At 65.5% G+C, this 17,594-nt stretch carries 16 protein-coding genes; 6 read left to right on the forward strand and 10 right to left on the reverse strand.

Features of this window, described 5'->3' with window-relative positions:
* Nucleotides 1–16: 16 nt before the first annotated feature.
* The 8 genes from J1C56_RS12480 to J1C56_RS12515 form a co-directional block, all read right to left on the reverse strand.
* The gene (locus J1C56_RS12480; protein WP_214389519.1) at nucleotides 17–616 is read right to left on the reverse strand and encodes a YdeI/OmpD-associated family protein; all 600 of its coding nucleotides are present in this window, start codon (nucleotides 614–616) and stop codon (nucleotides 17–19) included.
* Entirely contained in the window at nucleotides 616–1,872 is a 1,257-nt protein-coding gene (locus J1C56_RS12485; protein ID WP_214389521.1) for a TCR/Tet family MFS transporter, read from the reverse strand. The genes J1C56_RS12480 and J1C56_RS12485 overlap by 1 nt, the downstream gene beginning before the upstream one ends.
* A gap of 191 nt (nucleotides 1,873–2,063) precedes the next feature.
* Complete coding sequence (locus J1C56_RS12490; RefSeq protein ID WP_214389523.1) at nucleotides 2,064–2,981, reverse strand: aldo/keto reductase; 918 nt, start codon at nucleotides 2,979–2,981, stop codon at nucleotides 2,064–2,066.
* Nucleotides 2,981–3,892, reverse strand: a complete 912-nt coding sequence (ypfJ, locus tag J1C56_RS12495; RefSeq protein ID WP_214389524.1) for a KPN_02809 family neutral zinc metallopeptidase — start codon at nucleotides 3,890–3,892, stop codon at nucleotides 2,981–2,983. The genes J1C56_RS12490 and ypfJ overlap by 1 nt, the downstream gene beginning before the upstream one ends.
* A 118-nt stretch (nucleotides 3,893–4,010) precedes the next feature.
* Nucleotides 4,011–4,199, reverse strand: a complete 189-nt coding sequence (locus J1C56_RS12500) for a hypothetical protein (protein ID WP_214389526.1) — start codon at nucleotides 4,197–4,199, stop codon at nucleotides 4,011–4,013.
* A gap of 111 nt (nucleotides 4,200–4,310) precedes the next feature.
* A complete protein-coding gene (locus J1C56_RS12505; RefSeq protein WP_214389528.1) occupies nucleotides 4,311–4,568 on the reverse strand; it encodes a hypothetical protein in 258 nt (85 codons plus the stop codon).
* Nucleotides 4,569–4,638: 70 nt separating this feature from the next.
* Nucleotides 4,639–5,355, reverse strand: a complete 717-nt coding sequence (locus J1C56_RS12510; RefSeq protein ID WP_246591322.1) for a class I SAM-dependent methyltransferase — start codon at nucleotides 5,353–5,355, stop codon at nucleotides 4,639–4,641.
* Between the two features lie 80 nt (nucleotides 5,356–5,435).
* Complete coding sequence (locus J1C56_RS12515) at nucleotides 5,436–6,608, reverse strand: MFS transporter (RefSeq protein ID WP_214389532.1); 1,173 nt, start codon at nucleotides 6,606–6,608, stop codon at nucleotides 5,436–5,438.
* Between the two features lie 146 nt (nucleotides 6,609–6,754).
* On the opposite strand from J1C56_RS12515, the gene J1C56_RS12520 reads away from it, so the two are divergent.
* Together J1C56_RS12520 and J1C56_RS12525 are read left to right on the forward strand one after the other, a co-directional pair.
* A complete protein-coding gene (locus tag J1C56_RS12520) occupies nucleotides 6,755–7,096 on the forward strand; it encodes an ArsR/SmtB family transcription factor (protein WP_214389534.1) in 342 nt (113 codons plus the stop codon).
* A gap of 2 nt (nucleotides 7,097–7,098) precedes the next feature.
* Nucleotides 7,099–7,854, forward strand: coding sequence for a metallophosphoesterase family protein (locus tag J1C56_RS12525; RefSeq protein WP_214389536.1), 756 nt, complete (start codon nucleotides 7,099–7,101; stop codon nucleotides 7,852–7,854).
* Between the two features lie 50 nt (nucleotides 7,855–7,904).
* Here the strand turns inward: J1C56_RS12525 and J1C56_RS12530 are convergent, their stop codons facing one another.
* Together J1C56_RS12530 and J1C56_RS12535 are read right to left on the reverse strand one after the other, a co-directional pair.
* The gene (locus J1C56_RS12530) at nucleotides 7,905–10,301 is read right to left on the reverse strand and encodes a DNA/RNA non-specific endonuclease (RefSeq protein ID WP_214389538.1); all 2,397 of its coding nucleotides are present in this window, start codon (nucleotides 10,299–10,301) and stop codon (nucleotides 7,905–7,907) included.
* A 98-nt stretch (nucleotides 10,302–10,399) separates the two neighbouring features.
* On the reverse strand, nucleotides 10,400–10,978 hold the full coding sequence (locus J1C56_RS12535) for a TetR/AcrR family transcriptional regulator (RefSeq protein ID WP_246591323.1): 579 nt from the start codon (nucleotides 10,976–10,978) through the stop codon (nucleotides 10,400–10,402).
* A 148-nt stretch (nucleotides 10,979–11,126) separates the two neighbouring features.
* Here J1C56_RS12535 and J1C56_RS12540 point away from each other — a divergent pair, with 148 nt between their 5' ends.
* From J1C56_RS12540 to J1C56_RS12555, 4 genes are all read left to right on the forward strand, one after another.
* The gene (locus J1C56_RS12540) at nucleotides 11,127–12,131 is read left to right on the forward strand and encodes an NADP-dependent oxidoreductase (protein WP_214389542.1); all 1,005 of its coding nucleotides are present in this window, start codon (nucleotides 11,127–11,129) and stop codon (nucleotides 12,129–12,131) included.
* A 93-nt stretch (nucleotides 12,132–12,224) separates the two neighbouring features.
* Nucleotides 12,225–13,376 carry a Rossmann-fold NAD(P)-binding domain-containing protein gene (locus J1C56_RS12545; RefSeq protein WP_246591324.1) on the forward strand — a complete coding sequence of 384 codons (1,152 nt, stop codon included), beginning with the start codon at nucleotides 12,225–12,227 and terminating at the stop codon, nucleotides 13,374–13,376.
* Nucleotides 13,377–13,461: 85 nt separating this feature from the next.
* Nucleotides 13,462–16,947: a carbamoyl-phosphate synthase large subunit gene (gene carB, locus J1C56_RS12550; protein WP_214389544.1), complete on the forward strand. Its 3,486-nt coding sequence runs from the start codon at nucleotides 13,462–13,464 to the stop codon at nucleotides 16,945–16,947.
* Nucleotides 16,948–17,138: 191 nt separating this feature from the next.
* Nucleotides 17,139–17,513 carry a hypothetical protein gene (locus tag J1C56_RS12555; RefSeq protein WP_214389546.1) on the forward strand — a complete coding sequence of 125 codons (375 nt, stop codon included), beginning with the start codon at nucleotides 17,139–17,141 and terminating at the stop codon, nucleotides 17,511–17,513.
* The last annotated feature ends 81 nt before the right edge of the window (nucleotides 17,514–17,594 follow it).

Consider the following 17,594-nt stretch of genomic DNA (forward strand, 5'->3'; position numbering starts at 1 on the left):
CCTCTTGCTCAGCCGCTCACTTCTTGCCTTGCGGGTAGATCGTCTCGCCACGCTTGAGCATGGCGACGAAGGTCTCGATTTTCTTCTTGCGCCCTGCCTCGGTCTTCATGTTGTGGGTGCGGAACGCCAACGCGAACCGGTTCTGCTCGCTGAGCCTGGCGAGCATCGCTTTCGCCTCCGGCTCGGCGTCGATCGCGGCCTGGAGATCGTCGGGGATCAGCATGTCCTTGCCGCTCTTGTAGGCCTTTTCCCAGCGCCCGTCGGCCTTGGCCGCCTCGACCTGCTTCATCCCATGCTCGGTCATCCGGCCTTCAGCGATCAGGCGCGCCACGCTGTCGACATTGATCTGGCTCCAGGTGCCCTTCTTGCCGCGTGGCGAGTAGCGCTGCAGGAAGCTCCTGTCGTCGAACCCCTTGCGCACCCCGTCGATCCAGCCCCAGCACAACACGACCTCGATCGCCTCCTTCGGCGTGATCGACTTCAGCCCCGATCCGATCTTGTGGACCTTGATCCAGACCTCGTCCTGGGTGTCGTGGTGCCGGCTTAGCCAGGCATAAAAAGCAGCGGCATCGACGAATTCTTGAACCTTGCTTGGGTCGACATAGACCGGTGCCATCAGTTGACCTGCTCCACTTCGGCGGCGGCGACCTTCTCCCGCGCCGGCCGCTCGACCTTGAAAATGAGCACCAGCAGCGACAGTGCGAGGAAAATGCCACCGACGGCATAGGGTGCGCCAGCGAACGTCACCGGGGCGCTCGGCCCGGTGAACCAGGCGAAGATGCCAGTGTAAAGCAGCGGCGTGATGATGCTGGTGATCGAAAACAGGCTGGTCATCGCGCCCTGCAATTCGCCCTGCGCATCGGGCGGCACCTTGGCCGCGGCCAGGCTCCTGAGCGGTGGGTCGGCGAGTGCCTCGAGGCAGGTGACGACGATCACCGCATAGATCATCCAGCCCTGCCAGGCGGCGGCATAGCCGAAGGCGGCGATGGTGGTGAAGCCGAGGCCGAGTGCTGCCGTGCGCCACTCGCCGAGCTTCGGTATGACGCGCGGCAGAACCAGCGCCATGACCAGTGCGCCGCCAAGGCCGAACACGCCGAGCGAGAAGCCGATCTGCCGCTCGCTCCAGCCATAACGATAGCTGCCGACGAATGCCCAGACCGCCGGATACATCATGTGGCCGAGCGCCATCAGGAAGAACACCAGGCCGATCCAGCCGATGCCCTTGTACTTGCGCATCTGCTTGAGCGCGCCGAGCGGGTTGGCGCGGCGCCATTCGAAGGCGCGTCTGTTGTGGCGCGCCAGCGTCTCGGGCAGGAAAAACAGCGCCACCAGGAAATTGAGGAAGGCGAGCGCCGCCGCACCCCAGAACGGCACGCGCGGCCCGAACTCGCCGAGGAAACCGCCGAGCACCGGCCCGATGATGAAGCCGACGCCGAAGGCAATGCCGAGCAGGCCGAAATTCTTGGCCCGGTTGTCGTCGTTCGACACGTCGGCGATGAAGGCGGCGGCCGTCGAGTAGCTGGCGCCGCTGATGCCGGCGAGCACCCGGCCGACAAACAGCATCGGATAGGACCAGGCGAGCGCGCAGATGGCGTTGTCGATGGCAAAGGTCAGCACCGAGGCGAGCAGGATCGGCCGGCGTCCGAAACGGTCGCTGAGATTGCCCATCAGCGGCGCAAACAGGAACTGCATCGCCGCATAGACGAAAAACAGCCAGCCGCCCTCGATCGCCGCCTCGCCGACGCCGACGCCGGTCAGCTCCTGCAGGAAGGCCGGCAGCACCGGCATGATGATGCCGAAGCCGATGATGTCGAGCAGCAATGTGACGAAGACGAGCGCAAGGCCTCGTCTCGCGGTCTTTTCATCAACCATGTCGAACCCACAGGCGCCGCATCGAGGCCGCGAAGATCAGTCAAGTTGCGCCGGCGCCTGCATACGATGCTTGAGCGCCAGCTTCGAACCGCCGGGGGCATGCGGAAAACTGCTTATAAGCGAAGCAGCCATCAAGAACAATACAAGAACATATCAAATCTGTTCATGGCTGGAGGGCTTCTCGCGGAACATTACGGGACCGCGCGGCCCTCGCTCGCCTCAAGAATGGCGAACCACTGCTGACGGTCGAGCGTAACGTCGAGCGCCTTGACCAGCCCGGCCAGCCGCTCCGGCTTCATCGTGCCGAGCACCGGCACCAGCCGCGCCGGGTGCCTGAGCAGCCAGGCGATGGCGATGGTCGAGATGTCGCCGGCACCGGTCTCGGCGGCGACGGCCTGGAGCGCTGCCCGCACACTTTGCTCACGCGCGCCCTCGCCGGTGAACAGCGAACCGCCGCCCAGCGGCGACCAGATCATCGGCGCGTAACCCAGCCTTTGCGCATGGTCGAGCCGCCCGTCGGTCAGCGCCGAAGTCTCCAGCACCGAATGCTCGATCTGGTTGGTGACAAGAGGAAACGGCAGCCGCGAGGCCAAGAGATCGAACTGCTCAGGCGTGAAGTTGGAGACCCCCACCGCCCGCACCTTGCCAGCCGTTACCAGCCGCTCGAACGCGCGCGCCGTGTCGTCGGCGTCCATCAGCGGGTCGGGCCGGTGGATCAACAGCAGGTCGAGATAGTCGGTGCAAAGGTTTTGCAGCGAGCGCTCGACCGAGGCCTCGATGTGGACAGCGCCGGTGTCGTAATGCTTAAGCCGGTTCTGCGGCCGGTTGGGCGAGGCCAGCATGATGCCGCATTTGGAGATCAGCTCGATGCCCTCGCGCCGGCCCTTCCAGCGCGCCAGCCCGGCGCCGAAGGCTTCCTCGACCTCGTAGCCGCCATAGATGTCGGCATGGTCGAAGCTGGTCAGGCCGAGATCTACTGCCGTATCGATCAGCCGCGCCACCGCGTCGCCATCAGGCCTTTGGCCATCGAGCAGCCGCCAGGCGCCAAACACCAGCCGCGACAGCGACAGGCCGCCGGCCACCAGTTCGATGCGTGGGGAGACAGCCATCAGATCGGATTGTTGAAGGTATCGCACTCCGACAGCTTGCCGCTCTTGAAGCCGGCGGCAAACCAGCGCTGGCGCTGCTGCGAGGTGCCGTGGTTGAAGCTTTCCGGCACGACATAGCCTTGCATGCGCTTCTGCAGCGTGTCGTCGCCGATCTGCTGGGCGGCGTTCAGCGCCTCTTCGATGTCGCCCTGCTCGAGCAGGCCCTTCTGGTCGGTGTAGTGGCCCCACACGCCGGCGAAGCAGTCGGCCTGCAGCTCGACGCGCATCGACATCTGGTTGGCGTCGGCCTCGCTCATCTGCTGCCGCATCTGGTTGAACTTGGGCAGGATGCCGGTCAGGTTCTGGACGTGGTGGCCGACCTCATGCGCAATGACATAGGCTTGGGCGAAGTCGCCGGCGGCACCGAACTGCTTGGCCAACTGGCCGAAGAAGGCGGTGTCGAGATAGACCTTCTGGTCGCCGGGGCAATAGAACGGCCCGGAAGCCGACGAGGCAAAGCCGCAGGCCGAACGCACCTGGCCCGAAAACAGCACCAGCTTGGGCTCCGTGTACTTCAGCCCTTCGGCCTGGAAGATGCCGTTCCAGGTGTCCTCGGTCTCGGCCAGGACAGTCGAGACGAACTGGGTCATCTCGTCATTGGCCGGCGCGCCGCCCTGGGTCACCTGGCCGCCGCCGGGGACCGAACCGTCATCGCCGCCCGACAGGATCTGCATCGGGTCGATGCCGCAGGCGCGCAGCGCAAAGAACAGCACGACAAGGATGATGATGCCGGAAAGCCCGCCACCGCCGGTCGACATGCGTGGCCCCATCGGCAAGCGTCCGCCACCGAGCCCTCCGCCTATTCCACCGCCGCCGCCCTGGCCGCGCGTATCCTGCACATTTTCACTCTGGCGGCGGCCTCTCCAGCGCATAGGCGTATCCCTCGATGTTTGTCGCGGGCGACCCCGCTCACTGCAGACAATTAGCTTAACGCCTGCGGCAAGTCACAGGGTTTTTGCTTGTGCCACCCGTTGGCCGGGCGCTGCAAAATCAGCTTTTCTGCTTGGTGCCGGCGCTCTTGCCATCGGAGCTTTTGGAACGCTCCTCGAAGCGCTTTTCGCCCTTCGCGAAGTCGCGGCCGGTCTTGGCCTCAACCTTGCGCTCCTGCTTGGCCGCGGCCTCGCGCAGACCTCTTGCGGCCTCTTTTCCCTTGGCGGTCGGGGCTTGTGTGATGGCCATCTTCGCTTCCTCCCAGGCGCCGCTCCATTGCAGCGCTCAGGCTAACGCGAAGCGGCGGCACTCGTTCCCTGCTTGCGCAAGCTCGGCCACGCCGCTTCTGATTGGAGGCCGCTATTCCGCCGGCGCTGCGTGCGCGCCAAGCGCGGCTCCATGGCCACGCCGGCCGGCCAGCCAAGCGGTCAGCGCCTTCTGGCCGTGGGCCGCGGCGATGCCGGTCAGGATGCCGGTCGCGACGCTCAGCGTGGCCATCGCCGGCCACGGCAGCTTGAGCTGCGGCAGCAGCAGCTCCGGCACCAGCCGATGGAACAGGTAGACGTGATATCCAGCCGCCGCTACAGGCAGGGCAAGCGCTGCGACCGGCCTCGGCACGGTGACACGCGGGTTGCATCAAGAAAATGCAGGCAATATACGCCGGCTGAGGACCGGTATTTGCCGCAACTCAAGCTAGGATCCGCGCCTTGAGCCAGAGGAACAGCGGCACGCGCGCCCATTTGCGCAGCAGGTCTGAATCGACCCGGTCCGGGATCGGCTCACGCAATGCCGTGATTGCAAGGCCCGCGCTTTCCAGCGCCGCCATGTAGTCCTCCAGCGGCTGCGACCAGCCGGCGAAATGCATCTTCAGCCCGTCGCGTTCTTCTTCGCCGTCGAAATGTTCGCGGCCGAAATAGCTGCCGTCGACCACGAACGGCGCGTCGGCCGCCTCCCCGTCAAAGCGCCCGCGATCCCTGAACGGGTGGACGAGCGAGATGAACAGCGTCCCACCAGGCTTCATCACGCGGCGGATTTCCTTGAGTGCCGCCGGCACATCGTCGACGTCCATCAGCACGTTGTAGGCCATCACCAGGTCGAACTGGCCGTCATCGAAGGGCAGCTTGTCCGTTCCGGCGATGCGATAATCGTCGGCCGAATTGGCCTGCCGGGCCGCTTCCACCATCGCCGGCACGACGTCGGTCGCGGTCACATGGTAGCCCAGCGCCTTCAGCTCGCGGCTGACACGGCCTTCGCCGCAGCCGACCTCGAGCGCGCGGCCAAAACCGCTGCCGATGAACCGCGCCAGTCCCTCGCGATAGACCCAGAAGGCGTCATGGCTGGGCGAACGCGCCCAGGCTATCCACTGGTCGGCAACATTCGTCCAATGCTCTTCGTCGCTCTTCATCTCATCCATCCCGGCCAAATCGAATGTCGCGTTTAAGACAGTTCAACCGGCCGGAAAAGCCTTGATGTGTTGGACCAGCCTCAGCGGGCGGCGGCGAGCCGGATCGACCTGCTGCTGGCCGCGAGCACGGCAAGCGCCACCAGCGGAAAGGCCGCCGCGACGAGTCCGAGATCGGACGGCCGGGCGAACTCCAGCACCCGGCCGCCAATGACGGTGCCGAAGGCGATGCCGAAATAGAGCGCCGATGCATTGAGCGACAGCGTCAGATGCGCAACCTCCGGGCCCATGCCGACAATACGGCTTGCCTGCGCCGGCGGAAATGCCCAGCCGATGATGCCCCACGGCACCATCAGCGCGATCAGCACGGGGCCGGCGACGTGGTGCGGCAAGAGCTTCAAGGTCAGCGCAATGGCGATGCAGAAGCCCGACGACATCAACAGCGAGATCACCACCATGCGGGTAGCGCCGATGCGGTCGGCGAGATAGCCGCTCGACAAATTGCCGATAACGGCACCGGCGCCGAAGGCCAGCAGCATGCCCGGAAGCGCGATCGCCGGCAGCCCCGCCCCTTCCAGCGCCAGCGGCGCGATGTAGGAAATCACGGTGAAGCCGCCGGCGAGATAGAGCAGCGTCACCAGCAGCGACGGCAGGATGCCGGGCCGGGCAATCGCGGTGAAGCGCTCGGCGAGCGTCAGCTTGATGCCGCGCGAGCCCCTGGGCAGCCGCACCCACAGGATCGCGGCGCAGGAGATGCCGAGCAGCGCGATGGCAACGAAGGTGCCTCGCCAGCCCCACATGGTGGCGATCAGCGAACCCACCGGCGCGCCCAGCGCGACGGCGAATGTCGTGCCGCCAACCACGACGGCAATCGCCCGCGCCCGGTGTTCTGGCCCGGCCAGCGACACCGCTGTCGCCTGTGCGGTGGCGGCATAGAGCCCGGCCGACATGCCCATCACGATCTGGGCGACAAGAAGGCCAACAAATGAACTGCTCGTCGCCGCAATGATGTTGCCGGCGACGAACACCAGCATGGTCGCGGCAAGCACGCGCCGGCGGTCGATCTCACCGGCCAGCGCCGACAGTACCGGCGCGCCGATAGCATAAGCGAGCGAAAACGCCATGATCAGGTAGCCGGCGAAGGGCACCGAGACATGCGCGTCGCCGGCGATCATCGGCAACAGGCTGGAAAACACGAAGCCGACGGTGCTCATGGCGAACGAGCCGACCGCCAGCCAGATAAGGCGCTTGTCCATGACAGGGTCCTTAGTTCAAAATATATTGAACTATTGAACTTCTCGCTGCGGCATGTCAATCTGCATCTTGTCGGCTCCTGCCAGCCCGGTGTCAGCAGCCGGCACCGGGCCTTGAACCGCCGCAACCGCACAGCTACCTCTAGATCATGTCCCTGCCGCACCCAAATCTCGATCAGATCAGCCTCGCCAACGTGCTGTCAGTGCTCGGCGACCAGACCCGCCTCGCCGTCGTCGGCTATCTCGCCCGCAACGAGGGCGTGGCGATGAGCTGCGGCCAGTTTTCCGAGTTCGGCTCCAAGACCAACCTGTCCTACCACCTCGCCAAGCTGCGCGAGGCCGGCATCACCCGCACCGAGGTCTCGGGCACCAGCCGGCTGATCTCGCTGCGTCGCGACGACCTCGACAGCCGCTTCCCCGGCCTGCTCGATTCGATCATCACCGCGGCACAGGACCTCCCCGCACTCGAGCGCCTCCGCGACGACGCCTGAGGATGCGCATCGCCGTCATCGCCGACATCCATGGCAACATCCTTGCGCTGGAAGCGGTGCTCGCCGACCTCGCCCGCCGTGGCGGCGCCGACCTCGTCGTCAATCTCGGCGACCTCGTCTCCGGTCCGCTCTGGCCGGGCGAAACCGCCATGCGGCTTCAGGCCCTCGGCTGGCCGACAGTGCGCGGCAATCACGACCGCCGCGTCGCCTCCGACCCGCTCACTGAAATGGGCCCGTCCGACCGCTTCGCCCATGAGCGCCTGACGCCGGCCCAGCGCGACTGGCTGGAGGCGTTGCCGCTGACGCAGGAGATCGCCCCTTCGGTGCTCGCCTTCCACGCCCGCCCCGACCACGACGAACGCTATCTCTCCGAGGTCATCGACGAAGGCCAGCTCATCCGCGCGCCGCTGAAGGTCATCGAAAGCCGCCTCAGGCGGATCGATGCGAAGTACCGGCTGCTGCTCGCCGGCCACAGCCATCGTGCCGACCTCGTCCAGCTCGCCGACGGGCGGCTGCTGTTCAACCCGGGCAGCGTCGGCGTCCCGGCCTACAGCGACGACACCGCCCCCGCCCATGTCTCCGAACAGGGTTCGCCGCTGGCCCGCTATGGCCTCGTCGAACTCGATGAGGCCGGTGCCGTTGCCGGCATTGATGCCCTTGCCGTTCCCTACGACCATGAGGCCGCAGCCCTGCGCGCCGAAGAGGGCGGCCGCCCCGAGTGGGCGCATGCCCTGCGCACCGGCTTCATGCCTGACTGACGCGGCTGCTCCCTGCCGCTTTCGCCACTGGCTGCCAGCTGACCGCTAGGCTACTTCCGCCGACGCCCAGGCTTCGCCGTCTTCTTCGCGCCACCCGCTCGCGCGGATTTCGCCGCCGGTTTGCGCGCCCCACGCCGTGCCAGATCCTTCGGATCCAGCGTCAGTGCCGGCTTGCCGATTGCTTCCTGCCCGGTGCGCACGTCGGCGTCGCGCAACGTGTCGCCGAAATCGAGCCCCGTCAGGCTCTCGATATGCGCCACCGTCGTCAGGAACTCCGACACCCGCGCCAGCTCCTCGGCATCGCCAAACGCCTCCGCCATGCCCTCGGGCATCACCTCGATCAGCGGCCCCTGGTCGGCGAGCAGTGCGATCGAGCGCAGGTCGGTGCCATCGTTCCACGCCGCGATCTTCCAGAACTTGAGCGGCACCTTGCTTTCGAAGCGATAGGGCGGGTCGTTGTCGGCGAACACCGGCCCGGCAAACACCGTCACCCTTTGGCGCATGGTCACCGCGTTGCGCAGCACATAGGTCTCGACCGCCCGCCAGCGCAGCTTGCCCTTCGAGCCCGGCCTATTGAGCGCGCTGCCCTGGTTGAAGAAGCCGAGCTGCGGCGCCGCGTTGGTGTAGAAGAACGTGTCGCGCTCGGCGGCAACGGCTTCCGCATCGGTGCCCCAGGCCGGATCGCCGCGCAGCGTGATATGGCCCTTCTGGAAGATCCGCGCCTTGCGCTCGTTCGAGGTGGCAATGGGAAATCCTGCCACTTTCTGCGCGTCGTAGAAGGGCTTGTTCATCTGCTCTTCCAGAGCCACGCGCCGGTCGGGCCGGAAATCGTCGCTGGCTTCGGCTCCGCCGATCGACTCGATGCCGAGCTCGCTCAGGCTTGGATCGTCGGTCACCGTCTTGTCGTCGCGGTTGACCGCCTTGATGCGGGAACCGTCGATGTTGCAGGCGGTGTAATAGGCCAGCCGCCGCTCGGCATTCATGACGACGGAAAAATGGTGGTAGGGCAGTTCGAACGGGTCGTCGCCGGGCTTCGCCAAAAGATTCTTGGCAGCCCGCCATCGTGCACCGTCATGTTTCGGCAGCGGCAGAACGAAGCCGGGCACGAAGCCCGGCTCATAGCCGCCGCGGTCGTCGAAATTCTCGGTCTTCCAGCTCGCCGCCTCGGCGCCTGGACCGCCCGTCCTGACCTCGCCGGACTTCGGCACGGAGCCAGCCGATGCCTTTGCCATCAGCGGCGCACGCACGGAAATCTCGATCGGAAACGTCCAGGTCACCGAGCCGTCCTCGCCGAGCCGGGCCTTGGGCTCGCCGTCGCCACCTGATGTCAGCACCTGTGCCTTGCCGGCTTTCGCCGCCGCCCTGTCCGGCTCACCGGCGCCCTCGGGCACCGGCTGCAGCTTCAGCCGCCCCGCCTCTTCCCAGATGTCGAGCAGCTGCGTCACCGCCGCGCGGCTGCGGCCGTCCATGCCGGCAAGCCGCGTCTCGAGGTCGTTGACGATGGCGCTGATGCGGATGCCTTCGTTGATCTCCTTGGCCAGCGGCTGGCCGTTGGTGCCCATCACCTCGTGCCACGGCCCGCCCCAGTGATGCAGGGCGATCGGCTCCCACTCGTTGTTGAACACCGGCGACCCCGACGAGCCCTGCTCGGTATCGGCAACATAGTGCAGCACCTGCAGCGTCTCGTCGCGCGCCACCAGGTGGTTTTCGCGCAGCACCAGCTCCTTGTGCCGGCCATCGGGGTGCTGGACGACATTGGCGATCTCGCCCAGCATGTGCTTGTCGCCGGCGTTGGACAGCACCAGGAAGCCGAACTCGTCGAGCGCGCGCGGTCCGCGCCGGCGTTGGCCGATCCCGATCAGCGTATAGTCGAGCCCATCGATGTCGTCGGTGACGAAGCACAGCTCCGGGTCGAGGAAGAACGACGTCGGCTGCCGGAGCTCGTCGAACGTGTCGCGCTCATAGTCGAACTGCACCTGGAACCGGGCGGCATCGGCCGCCGTCTGGATGACGTGATGATTGGTCAGGAACAGGTTCGGCCCGACCAGGAAGCCGGATCCCTGCGGCATCTCGTTGAGAAAGGCGACCCGGCCGACCGCATCGGCCGCGCGGCGCCCGCGCTCGAGAAAGGCAACACCGACGAAATCCAGCGTCGATCCCTGGATCGCCTCGGGTCCCATCGGCTTTGCGGCTGCCATGGCAGGTTTTCGTCCTGCTTTGGCCGGCTCGGCCACGCCCTCGATCGCGGTCGAGATCATCTCGGCTTGCTCGCGGGTCAGGTCGGCCTTGACCTGCAGCCGCTCGACGCGGCGGCGGCGCTCCGGCTCCGCCGCGAGCGGATTGCCTTCGGCAATGCGCGCCAGCGACGTGTCTATTTCAGGTCTAGTTTTCTTCAACCTTTCACGAACGACACGTTCAACTTCACCGAAGGTCTGGATATCAACCATGCCCGCCCCCTCTTGCTGAAGCCCCCAAGTATAACTGGAGAACCTACGCGGAGGTAGCGACGTTTTGTTGACAGCCTTCGCGGGCAAACCGCCGCCAGTCAGCGGCGAAACCGCTCCAGCGTCGCGGTGAACAGCTCGGTCAACGCGGCAACGGCGTCGTCATATGATATCCGGCCCGCCGCCGTATCCCGCGACACGGCCTCGGCCGCCCCGAGAAGGCCCGACAGAACCGGGTCTCCAATATCCTCGGGCAGATCGACGAAGCGCGAAACTGCTTGGCGGTATTCGGCGAGATAGCCGTCGCGCAGCGTCTGGCGAAACTCGTCCATCTCTTCTGTGCCCGAGAGTGCCGCATATACCGCTCCCGCTTCCGGGCCGGCCCGGCTGGCGCAGCGCACATAGGCTTCACCCAGGATACCGGCCACATCGCGCAGTGTCTTGCCGCAGGCGGCGAGTGCCTCGCGCTGCGTCTCCAGCTGCATGTCGCTATAGCTGGAAAACAACGCCATCAGCAGCCCCGCCCTGGTGCCGAAATGCTCGTAGGCGATCGGCTTGCTCACCCCTGCCCGTTCGGCGACCCGGGCGAGCGTCAGCGCGTCGGTGCCTTCCTCGCGCACCATCTCCTGGGCGGTTTCCAGCAGCTGCGCGCGCCGTTCGGCCTTCGGCAGTTTTTTCATTGAACTTGCAGTCGTCATCGCCTTCGCATCCGGCCCGAATTTTTTCGGCCTGCGGCTTGAACATCGCCGTACGCCACATATGTTACGACTAGTAACTTACAAATAGTAAGCTACACTTGGTAGATGACTACACATATAGGGGAATTCAATGACCATTGCAGCCCGTGAAATCCATCTGAAGAGCCGCCCGTCCGGTTTGCCGGGCGCGGACAACTTCCAGCTTGTCGAACGCACCCTGCCGGCCCCCGCTGCCGGCCAGTTGCTGGTCAAGACGCTGTTCATGTCGGTCGACCCCTACATGCGCGGCCGCATGACCGACCGGCCGAGCTACATAGCGCCCTTCGAGATCGGCCAGCCGCTTGAAGGCTCCGCCGTCGGTATCGTCGAGCAGTCCGCCCATCCCGATTTCAAGGCGGGCGACCTTGTCAGCCACTTCTCCGGCTGGCGCGACCACGTGCTTGTCGATGCCGCCACAGCAAACAAGATCGACGCCTCCAAGGCGCCGGCCGAAGCCTGGCTCGGCCCGTTGGGCATCCCCGGCCATACCGCCTATGTCGGCCTGCTCCGGATCGCCGGGCTCAAGGCAGGCGAAACCGTCTTCGTCTCGGCTGCCGCCGGTGCCGTCGGTTCGATGGCCGTGCAGATCGCCAAGCTCAAGGGGGCGCGTGTCGTCGCTTCCGTCGGCTCGGAGGAAAAGGCCCGCTGGGTCCAGGAACTCGGCGCCGGCGCCGTCATCAACTACCGCACCGCCGGTGACCTGACCGAGGCGCTGAAAAAAGCCGCCCCCGAAGGCATCGACGTCTATTTCGACAATGTCGGCGGCGATCATCTCAGGGCAGCGCTCGAAGTCGCCAAGCCGCGCGCCCGCTTCGCCATCTGCGGCATGATCTCGGGCTACAATGACGAGAAGCCCGTTCCCGGCCCCGACAATCTCGCCGCGATGGTCATCAAGAGCATCAGCATGCGCGGCTTTCTCGTGCTGGATCACTTTGACATCCTGCCGGAATTCATAGCCGACATGGCCGGCTGGCTGGCCGATGGCCGCGTGACCTACCGCGACACCGTCGTTTCAGGCCTCGAAAACGCGCCCCAGGCCTTCATCGGGCTCTTCTCCGGCGAAAACCTCGGCAAGATGCTGGTCAAGCTCGCCTGACATCAGGCGGCGAGTTCGCTCGCCGCCGCCTCCCCCTTTCCGATCCAGACGTCACAGCGCCGCGCTTAGGCGGCCACAGAGGAGTATTGCCAAATGACCACGCACAAGCCCGTCCTCATTATCGGCGGTTCCGGTTTCGTCGGCGCGCTCGCCGCCCGCACGCTGCGCCAGCTGCATCCCGCCCTGCCCATCGCCATCGGCGGGCGCAACCTCGAAAAGGCCGAAGCGGTAGCCAAAGAGATCGGCAATGCCGAAGCAGTCGTCATCGACCTCGACCGCAAGGATCTTGGCGTGCCGGCGGACAAAGGCTTCAGCGCCATCGCCATGTTCGTCTACGACAACACGCTCAATGCCCTGCACTACGCCCAGACCAACGCGGTGCCCTATCTCGGCGTCTCGACCGGCATCCAGGAGATCGGGCCGGAGATAGCGCTTTATGCCCACAAGGCGGCCGCGCCGTTCCTCATGGGCAGCAGCTGGCTCGGCGGCGCCGCGAGCCTCGCCGTCGTGCATTTCGCCAAGCAGTTCGAGACGGTGGATTCGATCGAAATCACGGCCCTGCTCGACGAACACGACATGGGTGGCCCCGCCGCCGAAGCCGACTTCGAGCGCCTCACCATGATGTCCAGCACCCTGGGTCTCGACGCTGGCAAATGGCGCTGGAACCCCTCCGGCGAACAAGGCCGTACCGTGACGAGCGTCGACGGCCGCCAGGTCCCCGGCCTGACCTATTCTCCATTCGACGTCTTCAGCCTGCCGATCACCACCGGCGCCGAGACGGTGCGGTTTGATTTCGCGCTCGGCGAAACCGCAAGCCGCCATCGCGGCGAGCATTTCTCCACCGAGATCACCATCGCCATCTCCGGCAAGAGGAAAGACGGCACCTCTGGCCGCAGCCGCTATGCGTTCGTCCACCCGCAAGGACAGGCGCCAGTCACCGCACTCGCCGTGGCGCTTGCGGTCGAGCGGCTGATCGGCCTCGACGGCAAGGCACCGACGGCACCCGGCCTCTACTTCGCCGAAAATGCTGGTCGACGCCGACTATGCGATCGGGCGCTTCAGGGAATTCGGCGCCAGCATCTCGCAAGCCTCGTAAGTCGAGCACCAATCCAGGGGCAGTCGCGCGTTACCGCGGCTGCCCTTTCGTTTGTCCGCCTTCATCACGTTCGAACCCGCATTCCGGCACAGGAAAAGCGTTTTTCGGGGTTCCCCACTCCCAATCCTTCCCCTATAAGGCCCGCCTAGCCTGATACTCGAATCTCACTTGCGCACCGGCCCGGGCATTGCCCCGTCCCGGTTCTTCGCGCAGGCCTTTTTACGGACGCACGCCATGCCAAGACGCACCGACATCAAGTCCATCCTGATCATTGGTGCCGGTCCCATTGTCATCGGCCAGGCCTGCGAGTTCGACTACTCCGGCACCCAGGCCTGCAAGGCGCTGCGCGAAGAGGGCTACCGGGTCATCCTGGTCAACTCCAACCCGGCCACCATCATGACCGACCCGGAATTGGCCGACGCCACCTATATCGAGCCGATTACCCCCGAGGTTGTGGCAAAAATCATCGCCAAGGAGCGCCCCGACGCGCTGCTGCCGACCATGGGCGGCCAGACCGCGCTCAACACCGCGCTCTCGCTGCGCCGCATGGGCGTGCTCGAACGCTACAATGTCGAGATGATCGGCGCCGACGCTGCAGCCATCGACAAGGCCGAGGACCGCTCGCTGTTCCGCGAGGCCATGGCCAAGATCGGGCTCGAGACGCCGAAGTCGATGCTGGCCAACGCCTCCGACGTCAAGGACGCCGACCGCAAGAAGCACGAAGCCGAGCGCGCCGCGCTCAAGGCCGAAGCGCCCGCCAATCTCGACGCAGCGCTCGACGCGCTCGAAACCCAGTGGAACCTCGGCGAAGGCGACCGCAAGCAGCGCTACATCAACCACGCCATGGCGATCGGCGCCCAGGCGCTCGACCATGTCGGCCTGCCCGCCATCATCCGCCCGTCCTTCACCATGGGCGGCACCGGCGGCGGCATCGCCTTCAACCGCCAGGAATTCTTCGACATCGTACAAAGCGGCCTCGACGCCTCCCCGACAACTGAAGTCCTCATCGAGGAATCGGTGCTCGGCTGGAAGGAATACGAGATGGAGGTCGTGCGCGACCGCGCCGACAACTGCATCATCATCTGCTCGATCGAAAACATCGACCCGATGGGCGTGCACACCGGCGACTCGATCACCGTTGCCCCGGCACTGACGCTGACTGACAAAGAATACCAGATCATGCGCAACGCCTCGATCGCGGTGCTGCGCGAGATCGGCGTCGAGACAGGCGGCTCCAACGTCCAGTTCGCCGTCAACCCGGCAGACGGGCGGCTTGTCGTCATCGAGATGAACCCGCGCGTCTCGCGCTCGTCCGCTCTTGCCTCCAAGGCCACCGGCTTCCCGATCGCCAAGATCGCCGCCAAGCTCGCCGTCGGCTACACGCTCGACGAGCTGGAAAACGACATCACCGGCGGCGCGACGCCCGCTTCCTTCGAGCCGTCGATCGACTATGTCGTCACCAAGATCCCGCGCTTTGCCTTCGAAAAGTTCCCCGGCGCCTCGCCCGTTCTCACCACCGCCATGAAGTCGGTCGGCGAGGTCATGGCGATTGGCCGCACCTTCGCGGAATCGCTGCAGAAGGCGCTGCGTGGCCTTGAGACCGGCCTCACCGGCCTCGACGAGATCGAAATCCCCGGCATCGGCACCGATGGCGACGACCGCAACGCCATCCGCGCCGCGCTCGGCACGCCGACGCCCGACCGCCTGCGCATGGTCGCCCAGGCGATCCGCATGGGCACCTCGCTCGAAGACGTGCACGCCATGTGCAAGATCGACCCGTGGTTCCTCGAACAGATCGCCGCTATCATCGCCATGGAGGCGCGCGTGCGCGAGCACGGCCTGCCGCAGGACGCCGAAAACCTGCGCATGCTGAAGTCGATGGGCTTTTCCGACGCCCGCCTCGCGTCCTTGACGAAGACGGAGCCGGAAAGCGTTCAGAAGACTCGCCAAAAGCTCGGCGTGCATCCGGTTTACAAGCGCATCGACACCTGCGCCGCCGAGTTCGCCTCGCCCACCGCCTACATGTATTCGACCTATGAAGTGCCCTTCGCCGGCGCCATGGCCGACGAGGCCAAGGTCTCGGACCGCAAGAAGGTCGTCATATTGGGCGGCGGTCCCAACCGCATCGGCCAGGGCATCGAGTTCGACTATTGCTGCGTCCACGCCGCCTATGCGCTGCGCGAGGCCGGCTACGAGTCGATCATGGTCAACTGCAACCCCGAGACCGTGTCGACCGACTACGACACCTCCGACCGGCTCTATTTCGAGTCGCTGACATCAGAGGACGTGCTCGAAATCCTGCGCGCCGAGCAGGCCGCCGGCACGCTGCACGGCGTCATCGTCCAGTTCGGCGGCCAGACCCCGCTCAAGCTTGCCGAGGCGCTTGAAAAGGCCGGCATCCCGATCCTCGGCACCTCGCCCGACATGATCGACCTCGCCGAGGATCGCGACCGCTTCCAGAAGCTGCTCAAGAAGCTCGACCTGACCCAGCCCAAGAACGGCATCGCCTATTCGGTCGAGCAGGCCCGCACCGTTGCCGGCGAGCTCGGCTTCCCGCTGGTCGTGCGCCCGTCCTACGTGCTCGGCGGCCGCGCCATGCAGATCATCCATTCCGAAGGCATGCTGCAGAGCTACCTGCTCGACACCGTTCCGGGCCTGGTGCCCGAAGACATCAAGCAGAAATACCCCAACGACAAGACCGGCCAGATCAACACCTTGCTCGGCAAGAACCCGCTTTTGTTCGACACCTATCTCTCCGGCGCCATCGAGGTCGACGTCGACTGCCTGTGCGACGGCACCAACACCTTCGTCTCCGGCATCATGGAGCACATCGAGGAAGCCGGCATCCACTCGGGCGACTCGGCCTGCTCGCTGCCGGTGCACTCGCTCTCCAGCGAGATCGTCGACGAGCTCGAGCGCCAGACCTCGGCCATGGCGCGCGCGCTCAATGTCGGCGGCCTGATGAACGTGCAGTACGCGATCAAGGACGGCACCATCTACGTGCTCGAAGTCAATCCGCGCGCCAGCCGCACCGTGCCCTTCGTTGCCAAGACCGTCGGCAAGCCGATCGCCAAGATCGCCGCCCGCATCATGGCCGGCGAAACGCTCGACGAGGCCTTCGCCCATTACGGCGCCAAGCCCGATCCGCGCAATCCCGGCCACATCGCGGTCAAGGAAGCGGTGTTCCCATTCGCCCGCTTCCCCGGCGTCGACACGCTGCTCGGACCGGAAATGAAGTCGACCGGCGAGGTCATGGGCCTCGACCGCGACTTCGCGCTCGCCTTCGCCAAGGCCCAGCTCGGCGCCGGCGTCGACCTGCCGCGCTCGGGCACCTTGTTCGTCTCGGTCCGCGACGAGGACAAGGCCGGCATACTGGGTGCTGTCCAGCGCCTGTCCGGCCTCGGCTTCAAGGTGCTCGCAACCTCCGGCACCGCGCGGTTCCTGATCGAAAACGGCGTGCCGGCCGAAAAGATCAACAAGGTGCTCGAAGGCCGTCCGCATATCGAGGACGCCATCCGCAACCGCCAGATCCAGATCGTCTTCAACACCACCGACGGCCAGAAGGCCGTCTCCGACTCGAAGTCGATCCGCCGCGCCACCCTGATGCAGAAGGTGCCCTACTACACCACGCTCTCAGGTGCCGCCGCCGTCGCCGAAGCCATCGCCGCCCTCAAGGCCGGCTCGCTCGAAGTCCGTCCGCTGCAGGACTACTTCAAGTAAGGGCTAGCTTTCTTCTCCCCGTTTACGGGGAGAAGATGCCGGCAGGCAGATGAGGGGCAGCGCCAACCTCGCCTGCGCACACCATCGCAAACCCAGCGCGGAGAAAAACGCATGTTTTTCTCCAACACCCACCTTCCCACACGCATAGAGTGCAGCTAAATCTTCCTCATTCACTTGGGGGAGTTTGGGGAATGAAACTGAAAACCGTGCAACTGGCACTGGCATCGGTGCTGGCAGGACTTCTGGTTGCGGCCGTGCCCGTCGCGGCAGTCGCCAAGGACAAGGGCTCGCTGGCCGGCCAAGCCGGCAAGAAGCGCTATCCGCTCCAATTCCAGCAGACCGAAGGGCCTTGCCAGAAGGCCTACAAGGAATATGTCGCGGCTTCCGGCCACTCGGCCTACGCGCAGACGCATCTGGGCGCCGTCGAAGCCTTCTACTGCGGCGTCTCCCTCAACGGGCCAACCGCGCAGGCGACCGAAAAGCAGGCGCTGGAAAGATGCAACTCGGTCGGCAAGAAGTACAAGCTCAAGACAACCGGCAAGTGCGCCATCTACGCTTCGAAGTGAGGCAGCGCTAAACTTACCCTCCCCCTTGTGGGGAGGGTCGATCCGCAAGGCGGATCGGGGTGGGGGTGCCCCGAGGCAGCG

The sequence above is a fragment of the Aminobacter anthyllidis genome (genome assembly GCF_018555685.1).
GTDB classification, from domain to species: Bacteria; Pseudomonadota; Alphaproteobacteria; order Rhizobiales; family Rhizobiaceae; genus Aminobacter; species Aminobacter anthyllidis.